Origin of the sequence: Arthrobacter sp. NQ7, from assembly GCF_029581595.2 — a bacterium.
Classification (GTDB): domain Bacteria; phylum Actinomycetota; class Actinomycetes; order Actinomycetales; family Micrococcaceae; genus Arthrobacter; species Arthrobacter phenanthrenivorans_B.
The window spans coordinates 1-16,782 of sequence record NZ_JARFXU020000031.1 but is presented as its reverse complement, the minus strand read 5'-3'; the positions used below and the strand labels follow the sequence as shown (position 1 = coordinate 16,782).

General features: G+C 67.8%; 13 protein-coding genes and 1 rRNA gene. 4 read left to right on the top strand and 10 right to left on the bottom strand.

The window, feature by feature from the left end:
- Genes PUN71_RS21025 through PUN71_RS21005 form a run of 5 tightly spaced genes read right to left on the bottom strand, consistent with a single transcriptional unit; the run spans position 1 to position 4,804 of the window.
- Positions 1–1,053 (bottom strand): LLM class flavin-dependent oxidoreductase, encoded by a 1,053-nt coding sequence (locus tag PUN71_RS21025; protein ID WP_277799967.1) that lies wholly within the window; start codon positions 1,051–1,053, stop codon positions 1–3.
- A complete protein-coding gene (locus PUN71_RS21020) occupies positions 1,050–1,886 on the bottom strand; it encodes a DUF1684 domain-containing protein (RefSeq protein WP_277799966.1) in 837 nt (278 codons plus the stop codon). The genes PUN71_RS21025 and PUN71_RS21020 overlap by 4 nt, the downstream gene beginning before the upstream one ends.
- Complete coding sequence (locus PUN71_RS21015; protein ID WP_277799965.1) at positions 1,883–2,944, bottom strand: ABC transporter substrate-binding protein; 1,062 nt, start codon at positions 2,942–2,944, stop codon at positions 1,883–1,885. Before PUN71_RS21015 ends, PUN71_RS21020 begins: the two co-directional genes overlap by 4 nt.
- Before the next feature lie 10 nt (positions 2,945–2,954).
- Complete coding sequence (locus tag PUN71_RS21010; RefSeq protein ID WP_277799964.1) at positions 2,955–3,773, bottom strand: amino acid ABC transporter ATP-binding protein; 819 nt, start codon at positions 3,771–3,773, stop codon at positions 2,955–2,957.
- Complete coding sequence (locus tag PUN71_RS21005; RefSeq protein ID WP_277799963.1) at positions 3,773–4,804, bottom strand: amino acid ABC transporter permease; 1,032 nt, start codon at positions 4,802–4,804, stop codon at positions 3,773–3,775. Before PUN71_RS21005 ends, PUN71_RS21010 begins: the two co-directional genes overlap by 1 nt.
- Positions 4,805–5,130: 326 nt before the next feature.
- Here PUN71_RS21005 and PUN71_RS21000 point away from each other — a divergent pair, with 326 nt between their 5' ends.
- From PUN71_RS21000 to PUN71_RS20985, 4 genes are all read left to right on the top strand, one after another.
- Entirely contained in the window at positions 5,131–7,089 is a 1,959-nt protein-coding gene (locus PUN71_RS21000) for an FAD/NAD(P)-binding protein (protein ID WP_277799962.1), read from the top strand.
- Between the two features lie 104 nt (positions 7,090–7,193).
- Complete coding sequence (locus PUN71_RS20995; RefSeq protein ID WP_277799991.1) at positions 7,194–7,649, top strand: GNAT family N-acetyltransferase; 456 nt, start codon at positions 7,194–7,196, stop codon at positions 7,647–7,649.
- Between the two features lie 73 nt (positions 7,650–7,722).
- A complete protein-coding gene (locus PUN71_RS20990) occupies positions 7,723–9,519 on the top strand; it encodes a helicase HerA-like domain-containing protein (protein WP_277799961.1) in 1,797 nt (598 codons plus the stop codon).
- A gap of 183 nt (positions 9,520–9,702) precedes the next feature.
- Complete coding sequence (locus tag PUN71_RS20985; RefSeq protein ID WP_277799960.1) at positions 9,703–10,695, top strand: hypothetical protein; 993 nt, start codon at positions 9,703–9,705, stop codon at positions 10,693–10,695.
- A 65-nt stretch (positions 10,696–10,760) separates the two neighbouring features.
- Here PUN71_RS20985 and PUN71_RS20980 read toward each other — a convergent pair whose 3' ends face one another.
- The 5 genes from PUN71_RS20980 to rrf form a co-directional block, all read right to left on the bottom strand.
- Positions 10,761–11,630, bottom strand: coding sequence for a DUF559 domain-containing protein (locus PUN71_RS20980; RefSeq protein ID WP_277799959.1), 870 nt, complete (start codon positions 11,628–11,630; stop codon positions 10,761–10,763).
- A gap of 169 nt (positions 11,631–11,799) precedes the next feature.
- On the bottom strand, positions 11,800–13,818 hold the full coding sequence (locus PUN71_RS20975; RefSeq protein WP_277799958.1) for an NHL domain-containing thioredoxin family protein: 2,019 nt from the start codon (positions 13,816–13,818) through the stop codon (positions 11,800–11,802).
- Positions 13,818–15,989 carry a bifunctional copper resistance protein CopD/cytochrome c oxidase assembly protein gene (locus PUN71_RS20970; protein WP_277799957.1) on the bottom strand — a complete coding sequence of 724 codons (2,172 nt, stop codon included), beginning with the start codon at positions 15,987–15,989 and terminating at the stop codon, positions 13,818–13,820. Before PUN71_RS20970 ends, PUN71_RS20975 begins: the two co-directional genes overlap by 1 nt.
- Before the next feature lie 114 nt (positions 15,990–16,103).
- On the bottom strand, positions 16,104–16,388 hold the full coding sequence (locus tag PUN71_RS20965) for an HU family DNA-binding protein (RefSeq protein WP_011693739.1): 285 nt from the start codon (positions 16,386–16,388) through the stop codon (positions 16,104–16,106).
- A 322-nt stretch (positions 16,389–16,710) separates the two neighbouring features.
- A 5S ribosomal RNA gene (rrf, locus tag PUN71_RS23230) occupies positions 16,711–16,782 on the bottom strand; the annotation flags it as partial.

Genomic DNA, 16,782 nt, shown 5'->3' with positions numbered 1-16,782 from the left:
TTACTTTCCGGCACCGGCGGGTGCGGCGGCGGCGGTTGTGTAGCGGCTGGCCGGGCGGTCCAGGCCCAGCAGGTCGCGGAAGGTGCCGTCCTGCACCACCGGGCGGAGTGCCCCGCGGCGCCGCAGTTCCGGCAGCACAAGCCTGCCCAGCTCCTCGAGCTCCACAAAGAGCGACGCCAGGTGCAGCCGCACGCCGTCAGCCTCCTTCAGGAGGTCCGCAAGGAAGTCGGTGAGACCGGCTGCGGCGCCTGCGTACGCCGCCCGGCCGCCGTCGAACGACGCATGGCGCGCCGCCGCAGCCTGCCCCCGCGCGTCCAGCACGACATTGAGCTCGGCGACCACCGCAACGCCTGCTCCCACCCGGGCACGCACATCACGGACTTCGGCCGCCAACAGTTCCGCGGTGGTTGCGGACACCAACACGGCCTCCACGGCCTCCACCGGAACCTCTCCCAGCAGGGACGCAGGAGCCAGCACGGGCAGCTGGCCCTGCAGCGGCCGCGGAATGATGGACGGCCCCTTCACTGAGCAGCCCGCGCCCGCAAAACCGGCAGGCGTTTCAAAATCGACGTAGTGCAGCTTGTCCACGTCGATGTACCGGCCGGTGGCAACATCGCGGATCACGGCCTCGTCCTCCCACGAGTCCCACAGCCGCCGGGAAACCTCGATGGATGCGGCAGCCTCCTGCCCCAGCGCCTCACCGGTAACAGAGGAACGCCCGACCGCAGCAGCGGCCTCCGGCGATTCCGCCGCCGTCACGATCCATCCCGCCCGGCCGCCGGACACGTAGTCCAGGCTGGCCAGCTGGGTGGAGATGTGGAACGGCTCCGTGTAAACCGTGTCCACCTCCGGGACCAGCGCAATGCTGCGCGTCACCGGCCCCGCGAAGGCCGCCCGCTGGAGCGCGTTGGCCCGGCCCGGAGCAGGTGCATCGGTGAACGTGGCGGCGTGGAAGCCCGCGGACTCGGCGGCCAGCACGGCCCGGGAAATACCGTCCGAGCCGGCGCCGTCAAGCTCGATGGCCAGGAAGCCCGGCCCTGCAAAAGTACTCACTGCTCATCCTGACGTTCGTAGGGAATCTTCTCGCCGGCTTCGATGGCCACGCGCAGCCGGTTTTCCGCCGGGGGCAGCGGGCAGGTTGCCAGGTCGGTGTAGGCGCACGGCAGGTTCACGGCACGGTTGAAGTCCAGCAGCACGGATCCGTCCGCTGCCGGGACAACGGAGAGCGACCGGTTGGCCGCGTAGGTGGTCCTGCCGGAGGTCCGGTCCGTGAACAGCACGGACAGCGAGCCCGGGGCATGGCCGTTGAACGCGGTCAGCGCCAGGTCCTGGCCGGCCAGTGTGAAGCGGATCTCGCCCGGTGCCTCATACACATGCTGGATGCCTTCGACGGCGGCACCCACCGCTGTGGGCCGCGGCGCCTCGAACGGCACGAAGGTTCCGCGGACTGCGTAAGCCGCGTCCGGCGTGTAGGCGGGTGTTCCCTGGTAGTTCCGGAGCAGCGTATTCGCCGGGTGCCGCGGCCGCACGATGTACTCGCCGCCCCGCTTGGCCAGTTCAATGACGGTCTCGCCGGAGACCAGGTTGATGCCCCCGCGCTCCTCGATGGGGCCAAATTCGAGCGTGGCCCCGGCGGCGGTGTTCAACTCCCTGCCGTCCCGCTGCAGGCTTTCACCCGCCGCCAAAACGACGCGGACGACGTCGGCCTCCACGCTCCAGGTGCCCGGCGCGCCATCCAGCTGGGCGGGGTCGCTGCCCAGCCAGTGCAGGTGCGTCACCGCCAGGAAACCGTGCGGGTGGGCGCGCTGCCGTTCGTGGGCGGCATGCCATTCCTGCCAGTCGGCGTCGAAGGATTCGAGGGCGGTTTCGGTGTGTACGGCGTTCATGATGCCTTTCCGGACGGCGTGGCCGAGGGGGTGGCCTGGGTGGCCGCGAAGTTTTCCGCTGTGATGGTTTTGGATTCCGGCAGGGCTTCCTCGGACAGGCCCCAGCGATCCAGGACCTTCCCGTAGGAGCCGTCCTGGATGACCTCGTTCAGCGCCTCGGAGATCACCGGTGCCAGCCCGTTGCCGCGCAGCGTGGTGGCGGCCACCAGGGTCTCGGACGGCCAGCCGGCGTTGACCTTGCCCACCACTTTCAGGTCGTCACGGGTGTTTTCCCGGTACACGGTGGACGGGTACGGAGCGATATTCAGGTCCGTCCGGCCGGAGGACAGCGCCAGGATGGTGTCGGCGTCGGATGAGTAATACTGCAGCGTGGCCGGCGCCTTGCCCTTGGCCTCCAGTTCCTTGTTCCAGGCCAGCAGGATCTTTTCCTGGTTGGTGCCGGACCCCACGGACACCTTCAGGCCGGAGATGTCGTCCGCACCCTTGATCTCATAACTGGACGACTTCTTGGCCTCGAACCCCATGTACGCGGCCCGGTAGCTGGCGAAGTCGAACAGCTTCACCCGGTCCTTGTTCACGCCCACGTTGGAGAACACGGCCTCGAAGTCGCCGGACTGGGTCTTCAGCGGCCAGTTCTCCCAGGACGTGACCTGGACATCCAGCTCCAGGCCCAGCTTGTCCGCCACCAGCTGGGCGATGTCCAACTCCGAGCCGATGGGCGTCTTGTCGTCCGTGGCATGGAAGGACAACGGAATGGAGCCGGCAGTGGTGGCGACGGTCAGCTTGCCGTCCTTGCTGATCAGGGCGGGGACCTTGGCGGCGAGCGCCGCGTCCTTTTCCGCCCGGATCCGCTGCTGGTCCGGGGAGGTGTTGTACACCACGCCGTTGCGGGCCGCCGTCGTCTGCGCTGCCCCGCTGGGGTTGCCTGCGGCGGACGCGCCGGGATCGGCGCAGCCGGCGAGCGCGGCGGAGCCGAAGAGTGCCGTGCCAAGAAGGACGACGGCGGGAAGCACCGGGAGTGCGGGGCTGCGGCCGGGGCCGCGGGTTGGGAAAGCCATGGGTGGTCCTTTAGATGTTGAAGGCCGGTTCGAGCACCTTGGAGAAGAAGCTCCGGGTGCGGGGTTCCTGCGGGTTGCTGAAGATCTGCTGCGGGGTGCCCTGTTCCACGATCTGGCCCTGGTCCATGAACACCACGGTGTCCGCCACGTCGCGGGCGAAGCCCATCTCGTGGGTCACGATGATCAGCGTGGTGCCGGACGTGGCGAGTTCACGTATCACGTCCAGCACTTCGTTGACCAGCTCCGGGTCCAGCGCGGACGTCGGCTCGTCGAACAGCAGGATCTTGGGGTCCAGGGCCAGGGCGCGGGCGATCGCCACGCGCTGCTGCTGGCCGCCGGAGAGCTGGCGGGGGTAGGCGCCGGCACGGTCCTTGAGCCCCACCCGGTCCAGGAGTTCCAGGCCGCGGCGGCGGGCCTCCTCCTTGGAGCGGCGCGCCTTGCCGGGCTGGTGCGCTACCACCGGGGCTTCGGCCACGTTCTCCAGCGCCGTGAGGTGCGGGAACAGGTTGAAGTTCTGGAACACCATGCCGATTTCGGTGCGCTGCTTCAGGATCTCCTTTTCGCGCAGCTCGTGCAGGCGGTCGCCGCGGACCTCGTAGCCCACCAGCTTGCCGTCGATGGCGATGTGGCCGCCATCCACCTTTTCCAGGTGGTTGATGGTGCGCAGCAGGGTGGACTTGCCGGATCCGGAGGGGCCCACGATCACGGCCACTCCCCCGGGTTCCACCGTGAGGCTGACGCCTTTGAGGACTTCCGTTGCGCCGAAGGATTTACGGACGCCGGTGATTTCCACCAGGCCGCGGGTGGCGGCGGTAAGTGTTGCAGTCATTAGATGTTCCTCCGGGTGGGGACTGCCGCATGGGTGGCGAAGAATTTGCGGGCCTTCTGCAGGGGCGTCAACGGCAGGTTCCGCACCGCGCCCTTGGAGTAGTGCCGCTCGATGTAGTACTGGAAGACGCTCAGCACCGAGGTGACCACGATGTACCAGAGCGTTGCCACCAGCAGCAGCGGCAGGACCTGCTGGGTGCGGTTGTAGATGACCTGCACGGTGTAGAACAGCTCCGAGTAGGCCAGCACGTAGACGATCGAGGTGCCCTTGACCAGGCCGATGATCTCGTTGAACGCGGTGGGCAGGATGGCGCGCATCGCCTGCGGCAGCACAATCCGGGTGGAGCGGCGCCACGCCGGGATGCCCAGCGCCGCCGCTGCCTCCAGCTGCCCCTGGTCAACGGAAAGGATGCCACCCCGGATGATCTCGGCCGAATAGGCGGCCTGGTTCAGGGTGAGGCCCAGCACTGCTGCCGCGAACTGGCTGATCAGTGTTGTGGTCTGCACCTCGAAGAACCGGACATCGGTGAACGGGATTCCCAGGCTGATCTTCTCGTACAGGTAGCCCAGGTTGTACCAAAGGAGCATCTGCACCAGCAGCGGCGTGGACCGGAAGACCCAGGAGAACGTCCAGGACACCGAGACCAGCAGCGGCGACGCGGAGAGCCGCATCAGGGCCAGGATGAAGCCGAGCACGAACCCGAGGATGCCGGAAATCGCGGTCAGCTTCAGGGTTTCCACCAACCCCTTGACCACGGACTGGGCGGTGAACCACTGGGCCACCACGCCCCACTCCCAGCGGGGGTTGGTGGCCAGCGACCAGGCCACGGCAAGGACGCCGAGTGCGACGACGGCGGTGCCCACCCAGCGCCACGGATGCTTGGCCGCCACCACCCGGTAGGAGGAATAGTCGGCGGGGATCCGCGCCGAAGCGCCGGGTCCGGCCGGCGGTACGGCGGGCTCTTCCGGCTGCGCCTGAACTTGTACCGGTTGCGGCTGCCGTGACTGCGCCACCCTGGTTGCTGAACTCATGCGCCACCTCACTTCTCTTGCTCGTCGTTGTCGGGCCGTGGCCCTGGTCCTGCAGGCCGTTGCCCCAGGTCCGTGCCCTTTCGGCCGGTTGCTGGCTGCAAATCTAGGACCGGCCGGAACGGGCCAGCAAGGCGCCGGGTTGCAATACTTCACGGGGCTTCGCACGGCGTCATGAGTCGGTTTTTTGCGTCCTTTAACCTGGCGTGACGCGGCGTTAACGGCCGTGACCAGGCGCTCGACCGGCGTCGCGGCCGCTGCCTAGCATGGGCACTCCGGCGGCCGCTTCCGCGCCGTCCCTGCAGACCAAACGCCCGTCAGGAGTTCCCATGCCAGCCACCATCCCGGCCATCGTCTTCATAGGCGGCGGACCGCGCACGGCGGGCGTGCTGGAACGGATCGTGGCCAACCGGCCGGAGGTGTTTGCCGGGCCGCTGCAGATCCACGTGGTGGAACCGCACGTCCCGGGGTCGGGCCGCATCTGGCGGTACGACCAGGATCCCGGCCTCCTGCTGAACTCCATGGCGGCGGACATCACCATGTTCACCGATGGTTCCGTGGACTGCGAAGGTCCTGCCGCGGCCGGTCCCGGGCTCGCCGAATGGGCCGCGGGCGTCCTGGACGGGTCCATCATCGACGTTCCGGACTTTCCCCGGCAGCTGTGGGACCAGCTGCGGTCCCTGACCGGCGCCACCTTTCCCACCCGCCGGCTGCAGAGCCAGTACCTCGAATGGTTCTTCCGCCGCGCTGCGAGGTCGCTTGGCCGCAGCGTGACGGTCCACCGCACCACGGCAGTGGGCATTACGGAACTGGCGGACGGCGGCCACGCGGTTGGGCTGGCCAACGGCCGCACCCTGCACGCGGACATCGTGGTGGCTGCGCTGGGGCACACGGATTCCCACCCGGACGCCGCCTCCGCCCGCTTTTCGGGCTTTGCTGCCCGCCACGGCGGCTACCACGCGGCACCCAGCTACACCACCGACGTCGACTACTCCGCCATCGCCCCCGGCCAGGACGTGATCGTCGCCGGGATGGGCCTGGCGTTCGTTGACCTGCTGGTCCTCCTCATGGAGGGCCGCGGCGGCAGGTTCCAGGAAACGCCCGACGGCGGGCTGCGCTACCTTCCGTCCGGACGGGAACCACGGCTGTGGGCCGGGTCGCGGCGGGGCATTCCATACCACTCGAAGATTTCAGCGTCCCTGCGCGGGCAGGCGCCGGGGCCGCTGCAGTTCTTCACCGATGCGGCGGTGCAGGCCCTGCTGGAGCAGCACGGCGAGCTGGACTTCCACCAGCACCTGTGGCCGCTTATTGCCAAGGAAGCCGGGCACTACTACTACCGCGAAATCCTTACCGGCAGCCCCGAACGGGCCGCCATGGACTGGGACGAGTTCGCGGCCCGCTACGCGGGGCTGGACTGGTACAGCCCCGGCCGCGCCGGCCTGGTTGCCGCCGCCGTCCCGGACCCCGCCCTGCACCTTGACCTCGAACGGCTGGACCGGCCCTTCGATGGTGTCCACTTTGCCGGCCACGGAGACGTGCAGGAGGCTGTTACTGCCTACATCGGGGATGACCTGCGGTTGCGGGACAGCCCGGACCACCCGGAAACCCTGGCCCTGTTCCTGGCCCTGCTGCACATCTACATGGAAGTGGGGCGGGTGGTCCCGCCGGAGCGGCTGAACGCCCGGTCGCAGCAGGTCATCCACGGCTGGTGGCACGGCTTCTTCAGTTTCGTGGACTCCGGTCCGCCGCCTCACCGGCTCCGCCAGATGCTCGCACTGCACCGGGCGGGACTGCTGCAGTTCCTGGGCCCGGGCCTGCAGGTGTCCACGGACGAAGCCACCGGGACTTTCCTGGCCACGTCTCCGCAGTCCGGTGTTTCGGTTTCCGCCACCGCGCTGATCGAGGCGCGGCTGCCCTCCACCTCGGTGGCCCGCAGCCTCAATCCCGTGCTCGCCTCGCTTTACAGCAGCGGGCTGGGCAGTGAGCAGCAGCTCCTGACCGCCGACGGCATCCACTCCACCGGGAAGCTGCTGGTCTCGGCCCGGCACCAGCTGGTGGGGGCGGACGGGAATCCCCGGCCCACCCTCTTCGGCGTCGGTCCCGGAACGTCCGGCTGGGGTGCCGGAGCGTTCGCCAGGCCCAACACCAACGCCGCACCGTTCCGGGAAAACGACGCCCTGGCCCGGACCCTCCTTGGCGTTGCCAGGGATTTGCACGGCCAGGCTCCCCCTGCCCCGTCTGCAGGGGCAAGAATTACACCAGAACCAGCCGCCGCCGGAAAGAACTGACCAATGACATGGAATGACCAGTGACCGCAGCACCCGGCCTCAAGCCCCACCACGTCAAGCCCAGCCCCCTCGATCCCGCCCGCCTCACGGTCCTAGCCCTGCCCATGCACGATCCGCGTGTCCGGCCGCTCCTGGACGAACTCGCCGTCGAATATGACACCCGCTACGGGGACCTGTTCGGACGCTCCGCTGCCGCGGAGGAACTGAACCGCTATCCCGCGGCGGAGTTCGAGGAACCGCACGGCGCCCTGCTGATCATCCAGGAGGATGGTGCGTCGATCGCGGGCGGCGCGTTCCGCCGCTATGACGACACCACCGCCGAACTGAAGCGGATCTGGACGCACTCCGCCCACCGCCGTCGGGGACTAGGCCGGCTGGTCCTGGCCGAACTGGAAGCCCTGGCCGCCGCCCGCGGGTACACCCGGCTGTACCTCACCACCGGGCCGCGGCAGCCTGAGGCCAGGCACCTCTACCTGAACAGCGGCTACCAGGCCCGGTTCGATCTCGACGCCGATCCGGAGACCATCGGACCGCTGGCCTTCACCAAGGACCTTCCTTAGGCCGCTGCGGGACTGACTCCCGTTCCGGCCGGGCATCGCCCCATCCGGGCAAACCCACCGCTATGCTGGCGCCATGGCCTCAAAAACCACAGCAGAGAAGCTTGCCACCATCCAGAAGGGCTACACGCTGGAAGGCCCCACCATCGAGCTGGGGGCCGCCATCATCGACGGTGAGCTCCACAAGGACGCCCCCGTGCGGCTGCCGCTGGCCATGATGAACCGGCACGGCCTGGTGGCCGGCGCCACCGGCACCGGCAAGACCGTCACGCTGCACATGATGGCCGAGCAGCTGTCCACCGCCGGCGTCCCCGTCTTCCTGGCCGACATCAAAGGCGACCTCTCCGGCCTGGCGACTGCCGCCGTCGGCAGCGACAAACTCAAGGCGCGCACGGACAGCATTGGCCAGGCGTGGCAGGGGAAGACGTTCCCCGTGGAATTCCTCGCGCTGGGCGGCGACGGCAACGGTGTGCCGGTGCGCGCCACGGTGACGTCATTCGGGCCCATCCTGCTCTCGCGCATCATGGAGCTCAACGACACGCAGGAATCGAGCCTGCAGCTGGTGTTCTACTTCGCGGACAAAAACGGCCTGGAGCTGATCGACCTCAAGGACCTCCGCGCCGTCATCCAGTTCCTCACCTCGGACGAAGGCAAGGACCAGCTCGAGGAACTCGGCGGCCTGTCCAAGGCCACCGCCGGTGTGATCCTGCGGGAGATAGTGACCCTGGAGGCACAGGGGCTGGAGAAGTTCTTTGGCGAGCCGGAGTTCGACACCGCCGAGCTGCTGCGCACCGCCCCCGACGGCCGCGGCGTGGTCACCTGCCTTGAGCTGCCCACCCTGCAGACCAAGCCGATGCTGTTCTCCACCTTCCTGATGTGGCTGCTGGCGGACCTGTTCGAGGACCTCCCGGAAGCCGGCGACCTGGACAAGCCCAAGCTGGTGTTCTTCCTGGACGAAGCCCACCTGCTGTTCAACGGCGCGTCCAAGGCCTTCCTGGAGGCCATCACCACCACCGTGCGCCTCATCCGGTCCAAGGGCGTGGGCATCTTCTTCGTCACGCAAACCCCCAAGGACGTTCCCGCCGATGTCCTGGGCCAGCTGGCCAACCGCGTGCAGCACGCCCTGCGCGCCTTCACCCCCGAGGACGCCAAGGCGCTGAAGGCCACGGTGTCCACGTTCCCGGTCAGCGATTACGACCTCGAAGAGACGCTCACCTCTGCCGGCATCGGTGAGGCCGTCATCACTGTCATGAACGAAAAGGGTGCGCCCACGCCGGTGGCCCTGACCCGGCTGCGTGCGCCCGAGTCCCTCATGGGCCCCAGCGACGAAGCCCTGGTCCGCAGCACGGTGGCCGGCTCCGCCCTGCTCGGCAAGTACGGAACCGCCGTGGACAACCCCTCCGCGTACGAGAAGCTCTCCGGCAAGGCCGCGGCCCCCACCGGTCCGGCGGCCCCCGGGCCTTCGCCCGCGCCCGCCGCTCCTGCCGGCTACGACGTTGACGCGGAGGCCCGGCGGATCGAGGAGGAGATCCTGGGCCGGCCCAGCAGCAGGCCCCCGCAAGCCTCTGTCCCGGCGCCGCTGGATCCGGAACCGCAGTACCCCGAACCGGCATATCCCGAAGCTGGGTACGACGAACCCCCGTCCGGCGGGCCGCGGGCCCCCAAGTCGCGGCCCAAGGCTCCGCGTGCGCCACGGTCCCGCCAGGCCGAGCCCCAGCCCCAGGCTGGCGGCATGACGGGCGACCTCGGTGGAGTACTGGGCGGCGCCTTGGGCGGCGGGCTCAAGAGCATGGCCCGCTCCATGGGCACCCAGCTTGGGCGCGAGCTGCTCCGGGGTGTCTTCGGGACGTCGTCGCGGCGGCGTCGCCGCTGATCATTCCACCCGGGTTCGGCAGTTGAGGCCGCCGCCCCGGCTGTCCCGGCCCTCCGCCCAGGCTCCTCTTGCTGTGGTCCCCGGCTGCCGCCGTCGTGCTTCACGCAGGAGCGGCGGGGCAGATTAGGGGGGACGCCAACTTTAGTGTGCGTCCGCACTGCCGTTACTGTAAGGAACGTGCAGATGAGTCAAGCGTTGGTGAGGATTGCGGCCGGATGGCTGCTGGGCCTCATGCTTGCCGTCGCCGGAGCCATCGTGGCCATCAATGTCGTCAATAACACCGTGGCCAGTCCTCAGCAGCCCGTCAGGGAGTACCTGGACGCGCTGAAGAGCGGCGACGGCGGCCGCGCGCTGGGCATCCTGCGCGCCGCGGTCCCGCCCAGCAACGCCGCCATGCTGGATGGCCCCGGCCTGCAGACGGCCGCGTCCCGCCTGGCCAACGTGACCATCGGGGACCCGGAAGAGCGTCCGAACAACCAGGTCATGGTGCCGCTGGAGTACACGATCGACGGCAGCCGGTTGCACACCGAATTCCTGCTGCAGAAGACCGGCACCGAATGGATCTTCTTCAACACCTGGGCCTTCGTTCCGTCCCGGCTGCCCACCGTTGACATCACCGTGGTCAACGGCAGCGAGGCCGAGGTCAACGGAGTTCCGGTGAACATGCCCAACGGCCGCAACTCCTTTGCCGTGTTCTACCCCGGCGAGTACGAAGCGTCCCTCGACGGGCAGTACTTCTCGGCCCCGGCCACGCGGGCGACAGTGACGGCCAAGGACGCCCCCGTGGCACCCCTCAACCTGCTCACCCAGGCCACCGACAAGCTGAAGAGCGATATCGCCGCCAAGGTCCGGGAGTTCCTGGACGGCTGCGCGGCGCAGGCAGTGAAGGAACAGAAGCTCCAGCCGGACTGCCCGTTCTACTACGCCAGCAACAACAGGGTGCAGGACGGCAGCATCCGGTGGACCGTGACCAAGTACCCGAATGTCTCGGTGGAGCCGTTCGACGGCCGGTGGGTGGTGGCACCGCTGGACGGCAAAGCCAAGGTGGAAGCCCTCCAGCAGAACGCGTTCACCGGGGCCTGGTACCCGCTGGACGAAGAGGTGGACTTCAGCTTCACCACCCGGCTGGACGTCTCCGGCGGCACGGTCAAGGTCACCCCGATGCTGAGCTTCTAGGCCGCGCCGCTTCCCCGGACCACTGGCCCAGTTTTGGAGCCGCGCCTGCCCTGTTCTGCACCGTTTCAGACCCACTCGCGCCGAAAACTGGGCTGGTTTGGCAGCGGCCATCGGAGTGACCCCCGTGCCAGGACCTCCCGGACCTGCGCGAGGACAGTTTCCGGGGCGTACACCACGTCGTCATAGAAGAACCTGAGTACAGGCAGTCCCTGACGGACAGCCATGTTGTCCCTGCGGCGGTCCTTTTTGAACTGCCGGGGTTCAAGGTGGAAGGCCAGCCCGTCGATTTCGACAATAAGGAACCCCTCCAGCAGGAAGTCCACCCGGCCCACCCCGTTAATCCATACCTGGGTCTCGGTGGCGATGCCGGCATCCCTGAACAGAACCCGGGCCACGGTCTCCAGGAGGGAGTCTGCGCCGTGTTCCACCTTGGAGACAACCATCCGTGCCCTGCCGCACCGGTTGCCATTCAAGTGGCGCAACAGGAAGGACAGCTCGATGTCCCCTCTGTTGTAGGCGCACTCCACCATCACCAACGACTCAAGTTCAGGCAGGCAGAGCAAGGCGTGAAGCAGGACGTCAGGAAGTGCCGCAAGGGTTCGGTGGCAGGGCCGCTGTGTCAGGGGAAGGCGGTGGCTGACGCAGCTGGCGGTACGTCTTCCGTTGCTTTGCCAGTAGTGCGGCCGGGCAGCGGGTTGGAGCTGCCAGAGTCCGTAATGCCGTGCGGCAGATGCGCAGGTCAGGAGGCTCCGGGCAAGTCCTGCGTCCACCAGTTCCGGGTCAGCACCCGAAACGGCCAGCAGCCCACGCTCCAGCCGCACCACGTGCCCAGCGCGGATGGCGCGGCGGATGTCCGTCTCCGTTGCCCCGGCGGCTGCCACGTCACGCCGCAGCAGCACTCCTCCCGCTGATGTGAGGATTTCCGTTGGGTCCATCACGCCACGATGTCTGTCCCCCGCGTCTCTGGGCAGGCATCAGAAGCACTATGTGGACAAGAGGCAGCGAAAACTGGCCCAGCTTTGGCGGGGGCCGTAACAGAACTGGCCCGGTCCTCAGGCTTGGAAAGCGTGAAAACCGGGCCAGTTCAGCAGGGAGTAAACGCGGTCAGTCCATTCCGCGCAGGTCCAGGACCAGTTCGGTGTCGCCGTCGGCCTGGAGGACCACCGGGATGCCCCAGTCCTGCTGGTACAGGTGGCACGCGGCGTGGTCAGGGATCTCGCCGTCCTCCGTTTCGGGGCCATCGCAGGCCGCGGCCCGGGCGGTAATGTGCAGCACGCCCTCGGGAACGTCCGGGGACAGCTCCAGCGTGCGCAGCAGCCCCACGGATGTCCCGCCGCCGGACACCAGCAGCTCAGGCGGGGTGGAGGAGATCTTCAGCTGCGTGGGATCGCCCCACCGTTCATCGAGCTTCTGCCCGGTGGGGGCGGTAAAGCGGACGGTCAGGTCCAGCGTGCCGGGCGCAACGGGACTCTTGGGCCGGTGGGTCTGGGATGCACCCTCATCCACCTGCTGCGCTTCCTTGGGAATGGGCACGTACACCAGCTGGTGCTTGTTCGCTTCCACCACCACCAGCAGGGGCTCCGAGCCGGCGGACTGCGTATGGTCCACGATCACGTCGGAGGGCTCAGCCAGGCCACGGGCCAGCGTGGACACCGTACCGGTCGCGGGGTCGTAGCGGCGCACGGCTCCGTTGTAGGTGTCCGCGATGGCCACGGAGCCGTCGGGCAGGACGGTTACACCGAGCGGATGCTGCAGCCGGGCCTCGGCGGCAGGACCGTCGCGGAAGCCGAAGTCGAACAGGCCCTTGCCCACCGCGGACTCCACGGTGATGGACGCATCGTCGGCAATGACCAGCTTGCGGAGCGCCGAGGTTTCGGAATCCGCCACCCAGATGTTGCCGTCCGCATCCTCGGCCAGGCCGGAGGACTGGGCGAACCAGGACTCGTGGGCGGGACCGTCGAGGAGCCCTTCCAGGCCGTTGCCGGCGATGATCGAGACGGCGCCGGTGACGGGATCGAAGCTGAAAATCTGGTGCGTGCCGGCCATGGCCACCACCACCGCATTAAGTTTGCGCGACCACACCACATCCCACGGCGAGCTCAGCGCCACATCCAACGGGTCAGTGCCCAGGGAGCCGCTGAAGCCGGCGCCGTCCTCGTCCACACGCGCCGGGCCGGTTTCCAGCAGGCGCTGGATGCCGTTGCCGGCCAGGGTGGAGGCCTTGCCGTCCGTGAGGGACAGTCCACGCAGGCGGTGGTTGACCGAGTCGGCAATCACGACGTCGTAGCCCGCCTTGGCTGCCACATCCTCCGGCAGCAGGACCAGGCCCTGCGGTTCGTTGAACTGAGCGCTGGCGGTGTCCCCCGCGGCGGGTCCGTCAGCGTAGCCCTTGGTGCCCGAGCCGAAGGTGGCCAGGACTGTTTCGAAGTCGGTGCCGAGTTCCACCAGGCGGTGGTGGCCGGTGTCGGTGACCAGCCAGGAACCCTTCTCCGCAGCAACGGAAGCCGCTGCACCTGCGGGTGTGCCGCCGTCGGCCGTTGCAGCCGTGGAACCGCGCCCTGCCGGCAGGAAGAGTGCCTTGCCGGGGAAACGCAGGGTGCCGGAGGTTGCCTCGGGTGCCACGTAGGGTCCGGAGCCTCGGTGCAGGGTGCCCTTGGCCTCGTGTTCGGCGATGAGCTCGGGGATCAGGACAGCCAGTCCGTCCGCGTGGCCCTCGCCGGAAAGGTGCGCCACGATGTAGCCCTCGGGGTCGATGACCACCAGGGTAGGCCAGGCGCGGGCGGTGTAGGCCTTCCAGGTGTCCAGCTCGGGATCGTCCAGCACCGGGTGGTGGATCTCGTAGCGCTCCACGGCGGCGGCCAGCGCCACGGGATCGGCCTCGTGCTCGAACTTGGGCGAGTGGACGCCCACGGTGACCAGCACGTCCGAGTACTGCTCTTCCAGCGGGCGCAGTTCGTCCAGGACATGCAGGCAGTTGATGCAGCAAAAGGTCCAGAAGTCGAGCAGGACGATCTTGCCGCGCAGGGCTTCGAGGTCGAGGCTCTTGCCACCGGTGTTCAACCAGTTGCGGCCCACGAGTTCGGAGGCCCGGACCCGGGCATGCGTGCGTACGGTTTCGCTCATCAGCGTCCTTCCAGCTTGTTGCGTTCAGCCAGCTTGGCGTCGCGTTCGGCCAATTTGGCAAACATATCGTTGTAAGCGGCCAGATCGGCGTCGTTATTCCTGTCTGCGGCGCGGTCCACCCGTTTGGTTTCCCGTTGGTCCGACCTGGACCACATAGTGGCGACGCCGATCGCCACCAGCAGCGTTGGCACCTCGCCGATGCCCCAGGCCACGGCGCCGCCGGCCTGCTGGTCGGCGAGGGCGGACGGTCCCCAGGCCCGGCCAAGGTTGCCAAAGTAGTCGGCGGCCAGGAGACCGGTCCCGCCCATGATGGAAACCCCGAAGAAGGCGTGGAAGCCCATGGTGGCCAGGAGCAGCAGCAGCCGCATGGGGTACGGCGCGCGGCGCGGCAGCGGGTCGGTGCCGATCATGCTGAGCACGAAGATGTAGCCGGTGAGCAGGAAGTGCAGGTTCATCAGCTCGTGGCCCACGTGGTCCCGCATTGCGAAGCCGAACAGGTCGGAGTAGTAGAAGAGCACGATCGATCCCGCAAAGTTGGCCGCGGCAAAGATCGGATGCGTGACCAACTGGGAGAACTTCGAATGCACGAAGACCAGGATCCATTCGCGAACACCGCGCGAACCGTCGCCACGCGCCGGCAGCGCCCGCAGCGCGAGGGTCACCGGGGCGCCCAGCACCAGGAAGATCGGCGCCACCATGGTCAAGGCCATATGGTCCACCATGTGCGCGGAGAACAGGACGCGTCCATAGACCGACGGCGGCCCTGACGTGATGTAGGTCAGCACCACCAGGCCGATGATCCAGTTCAGCGACCTGAACCACTGCCACGAGTCGCCGCGCCGGCGGGCCTTGGCCACGCCCATGAAATAGGTGACGAGGCCGAAGAGGGCCACCCCGACCCAAATCCAGTCCAGTCGCCACTCGGTGAACCACCGCTCAGGGGTGAGTTCCGGGGGCAGCTCGTAGCCGCTGAGGATGAAGGCGGGAGATGCGTTGGGTGCCAGTTCCGTGGGCTGTGGCGGGGCTGAGCGGCCCAGTGCCACGGCGATGCCGGAGGTGGCGCCCATGATCAGCAGCTCGGCCAGTACCAGCTGCCAGAGGACCCGGCGCGAGGACATGGTGGAGCCCTTGCGCCCAAGCTGCGGGATGACCCACTGCCGGTGCATGAAGCCGATGCCACCCAGCACCACCGCCGCGGCGGTCTTGGCCAGGATCAGCTGGCCATAGGCGGACCCAACGAGGTCGGACCAGCTGGTGACGCGGATGCTGGCGTTGATGACGCCCGAGGCAAAGACCAGGACGAAGGCGAAGCCGGCCAGGGCGGAGAACCGGCGCAGGGTGGGTTCGGTTATATCGGTTGTTGCCCCGGCTTTGGGGCCGGTGAGGATCCCGGAGAGCAGGGCGAGGATGATGATGCCGCCCACCCAGGTGCTCACGCCCACCAGGTGCAGGCCCAGCGAGTTGATGGCGCCTTCGTGGTCCGACGAGCTTGAGGAGTGTCCGATCAGGGCCGCGGGCACCAGGCCGATCAGGGCAAGCACGAGGGTAAGGGCCAGGCCGCCTAGGGACCTCACGCCGAACAGCGCCGTGGTGACCACTGCGGCGATGATGGTGACGGCGAGCCATGCCTGGCCTGTTTCGATGTCGGTCATGAAGTAGACCAGGGCCTGGGTGAAGGCGGGATCGCCGGAGAGCCCCTGCCCCGCCACGTCGGCGTACGTGAGCACCAGGACGGCGATGGCGGACAGGGTCCACACCGCGCCGGCGACGGCGGCCACGGCGAGTGCCCGGGTGAAGGCGGGATGCTCGGGCCCGGCGTTGTCCTTCGTTGTTTCCCGGCCGCGTGCCGAATGGCTCCGTCCGTTCAGGCTTTGGGGAAGAATGCCGACGGCGAAGACCAGGCCGCCGATGACGGTCGCCAAGGACACGTTGTGGATGGCTTTGCTGACGGGCAGACCCCAGCGGACCAGGGCGCCCGGATCAGCCACGCTGCGGGCTGCTGCGGCGCCGGAAAAGATCAGTGCTGCTGCGAGGCCCAGGAAGAGTGCTGCCAGGCCTGCGAGCTGCCAGGGAACGGGGATCCCGCGGGTTCCGGCGTCCCGGACCGCTGCTCCCTTGCCGGGACCGGACTGGGGCGGGGTGGAACGTGGTTTTGCGGCAGAAGACACCATTCCATTGTCCGCTACGCCTGCCCGGGCGGCGAATCCGCCTTAAACGCCGAGGAGCGGCAACCCACGGGGTTGCCGCTCCTCGCCCAGCCGCATCATGCCGGGCCGGGACGAACGCTACTTCTTGGAGACTGCAGCCTTCAGCTTGGAGCCGGCGGTCAGCTTGACGCTGTGGCCTGCTGCGATCTGGATGGTCTCGCCGGTCTGCGGGTTGCGGCCGGTGCGTGCTGCACGGTCGGTGCGCTCGACTGCGAGCCAGCCCGGGATGGTGATCTTCTCGCCCGCGGCGACAGAAGTCTCGAAAACCTCGAACAGTGCATCGAGGACGGAGTTGACGGCAGCCTGGCTGGTGCCGGCCTTGCCTGCTACCTCTGCAACAAGTTCACTACGGTTCTTAGCCATTGATGTCCTCCTGGACGGTTCTGTTTCTGGAGCCTGCACGCGGCATGCGCACAAGCCACTGTCCGAAAACTTACCAGCTTGGGCGGTTCCGGTCCGCAAATTCCGCGTGTTTCCGCGACTTTTTGAGGTTAATCACCGATTCAAGGCGCATATTTCCGCTTACGGAGTAACCCTTTGCCGTTACGGTCCCGGTTTCCTTTCGGGGCGCCGGTTTGCTGGCGGGTCCGGTCAGTGGCTGGGCGGCGCCGGTGTTGGTGTTGGTGGTGCGTGTTAAATGTGGGAGGCCCCAACCTGTGGTTGGGGCCTCGACCATGTAATGATGTTCCGGCGGTGACCTACTCTCCCACACCCTCCCGGGTGCAGTACCATCGGCGCTGTGGGTCTTAGCTTCCGG